Source organism: Streptomyces sp. SID3212 (assembly GCF_009865405.1).
Taxonomy (GTDB): Bacteria; Actinomycetota; Actinomycetes; order Streptomycetales; family Streptomycetaceae; genus Streptomyces.
Map to the genome: position 1 here is coordinate 1 of NZ_WWJY01000557.1, position 2,998 is coordinate 2,998.

The 2,998-nt window shown below is 75.2% G+C and carries 3 protein-coding genes; 1 reads left to right on the plus strand and 2 read right to left on the minus strand.

Going from position 1 to position 2,998, the window contains the following annotated elements; genetic code table 11:
* The coding region (locus GT042_RS16900) for a phage holin family protein (protein WP_345943799.1) at positions 1 to 1,498 on the minus strand (1,498 nt) is incomplete at its 3' end.
* 195 nt (positions 1,499 to 1,693) lie between these two features.
* Positions 1,694 to 2,158, minus strand: coding sequence for a hypothetical protein (locus tag GT042_RS16905; protein WP_161309547.1), 465 nt, complete (start codon positions 2,156 to 2,158; stop codon positions 1,694 to 1,696).
* A 256-nt stretch (positions 2,159 to 2,414) separates the two neighbouring features.
* Here GT042_RS16905 and GT042_RS16910 point away from each other — a divergent pair.
* Positions 2,415 to 2,998: MBL fold metallo-hydrolase (locus GT042_RS16910; protein WP_161309548.1), on the plus strand; the 584-nt coding region annotated here is incomplete at its 3' end.

Here is a 2,998-nt window from a genome sequence, read left to right on the forward strand (position 1 = left end):
AGACCAGCGCCAGGTTGCCGGACGCGAGCACCACCGGGTCCGAGCCCTGCGCGGGCTCGTCCTCCGCGCCCTCCCGCACCGGCCGGTGCAGTGCGTGGCGCACCGCGTGCCGGGCCGCCGAACGGGCCTCCGCGCCGCTCCTCGACCGCTCGGCCCGGCGCGACACGGGCAGCCCGCACCCCGCCCTGACGAGGTCCTTGAGGGTGAGCCCGTACAGGCTCTCGAAGGTCTCGCCGGGGCTCTGCCCGTGGTCGGAGAGCAGCACGATCCGGTATTCGCGCGGCGCGTGGTCCGCGACCTTCACCAACAGACCGACCGAGCGGTCCAGGCGGGCGAGTACCTGCTGCGCGTCCCGGCTGTGCGGCCCGGAGTGGTGGGCCACCTCGTCGTACGCGACGAGATCCGCGTACACCGCCGTGCGTCCCACCAGCATGTCGCCGATCACCGCCGCGACCACCACGTCCCGGCCGAGGACCGTCGCGAACGCCCGGATGAACGGGTACAGGCCGCCCCGGCTCACCCGTGGCCGGTCTCCCCTGGCCCGCGCGCGCAGCGACTGCCCCATCTCGCGGGCGACTTCCGCCGCGAAGGAGACGACCGTACGGACGGCGTTGGCCGGGTCGCTGAAGTAGGCGAAGTACCCGGCGCGGGAGCGGTTCGCCCTGCCCCGCCGCGCCGCGATGGAGAGCACGAAGGCGAGTTCGTCGGCGCCGCCGCTGAAGAGGTTGCCCCGGCTGGCGCCGTCCACGGTGAGCAGCCCGCCGTCGCCGGTGCGTTCGATGGCCCGGCGCTGGAGTTCGGCGGCGCTGGCGGGACGATTGCTGACCATCGTCCTGCCGCTGTCCTTCTCGTACCAGCGGAAGGCGGGGACGTCGTGATTCGAGCCGTGCAGGATGCCGAGTTGGCTGGCGCCGGTCTGGCTGGACCAGTCGGTGCGCCAGCGCGTGAGCCGGTGGGTGGGCTCCCCGTCGAGCCACGCGGCGATGTTCGGCATCACACCGTTCGCGAGGGCGTCCAGCAGCACCTGGTGGCCCACCCCGTCGAGTTGGAGGAAGACCGTGCCGGGCGGCCCGCCCTGTCCGCCGTCCTCGCCGCTCCTGCGCCGGCGCCGGTCGGCCAGGCGCGAGAGCCTGCGCCGGTACGCGTCGTCGTCGCCGACCGCGAGCCCGGTGGAGGTCGCGGAGGCGACGGCGGACATCACGGCGGCGACCACGACCGCCGTCTCGGGGTTGGCGGCGCCCCGGCCGTCGGGGATGAGCCACAGGGCGATCAGCAGCAGCGAGCCGTTGAGGAAGAACACCAGGGCGCCGAGGATCAGCGCGGGCACCAGCAGCAGGGCCCGTACGAGCAGGGGCCAGACCAGCGCGCTGAGCAGGCCGAACGCGCCCGCGCCCCAGCCCGCCGTGACGGCCGTCCTGGTGATGGTGTCCCCGTCGTCCGACTGGAGCTGGAAGTCGGGCAGGATGCCGGCGAGCGCCAGCAGCGTCAGGCTGGACACCAGCCACACGACGATCACCCGGAGTACGGCTCTGCCTGTCGTGCGCCATCGCCATCGCCCGCGCCACACGTCGTTCTCCACCCCATGGTCCGGGCCCGTATCCGCTCACGGGCTCGGCCCCAGCGTGACACAGGGCGGCGCGGGGGCGGGTGCGCGTGGGGCGCGGCAGGGGCGCGCCGGGCCGGCGGCCCCCGGTCAGCAGCCGTCGTACCCGGCCGTGGGCATGGAGAGCCTGCGGTGGACGTCGGCCTTCATCGCCGCGTCGTACGGCGGTTCGTCCAGGCCCACCGTCTCCAGCCGCACCCCCCGGCGCGCGCACTCCGCCGAGAAGGCGGGGACGGAGGTGAACGCCCGGTCGAGAACCCGCTCGTTGGGGGCGACGAAGACGTCGAGGAGGCCGGCCTCGACATCGACCCACAGCCCGTGGTGATCGGCGCGGAGCCCGTACAGGAGCAGCTGGCGGGTGACGACGTACCCCTGGTCCGCCGCCCAGCGCGCGCACATCGCCTGCTGGCCCCGGGTGTCCACGAGGAAGGGGGTACGGTCCAGCTCCTCCAGCGGCGTCAGGCTGGCGATCACCGCCACCCGCACCTCGCCGCCCGCCACCCCGGCCGTACCGTCTGCCCCGCCCGCCTCGACTGCCACGCCCGCCTCGGCCATGTCCCGTTCCCCACCCCTTGTCCGGCCCACCCCTTGTCCGGACCGCAGACCTTACCGCGCCCGCACCGGCCCGAGGGAGGCGTGAACCACGCGGGGGGCGTACGACCCGCGCCGCCCGGGGGCGCGCGGGAGGGGGGCCGGAAGCGGCGGGCGCCGGGTTCACGGGCCCGTCGCGGGGTACCCCCCGTACGCTGAGTGCGGAGATCGTGCCCGGGGCGGGCTCACCGGCGCCCGGGCGGACGGAGTTGAGGTCGGGTTGGGAACTGTCATCACTTGGTGGGGCCACGCCACCTGCACGGTCGAGGACTCGGGGGTACGGGTGTTGACGGACCCCCTCTTCGTCCGCAGGCTGGCCCACCTGCGCCGCCGGCTCGGCGCCGTGCCCGCGCCCGAGGCCGCCGTCGCGGACGCCGTGCTCGTCTCCCACCTGCACTCCGACCACCTCCACCCCCGTTCGCTGGCGAAACTCGCCCCCGGAACCCGGCTGCTCGTGCCGCGCGGCGCCGAGCGGTCGGTCCCGGCGCTCCGGCGGCTGGACGCCCGCAGGAACCCCGCCGGGCTGCGGATCACGGAGGTCGGCGTCGGCGACGAGGTGGAGATCGGGGCGTTGCGGGTACGGGCCGTGCCCGCGCACCACGACGGCCGGCGGCTTCCGATGGGACCGCAGCGCTCGCCCGCCCTCGGCTATGTGATCAGCGGCGAGTCGCGTACGTACTTCGCCGGGGACACCGGCCTCTTCGACACGATGGCGGACACGGTGGGCCCGGTGGACGTGGCGCTGCTGCCCGTCGGCGGCTGGGGCCCGCACCTGGGGCCCGAGCACCTGGACGCCGCGCGGGC

Bases quoted from the DNA above. Each gene is read 5' to 3' on its own strand.
- GT042_RS16905 (WP_161309547.1), bottom strand. From the start codon at position 2,158: ATGGCCGAGGCGGGCGTGGCAGTCGAGGCGGGCGGGGCAGACGGTACG.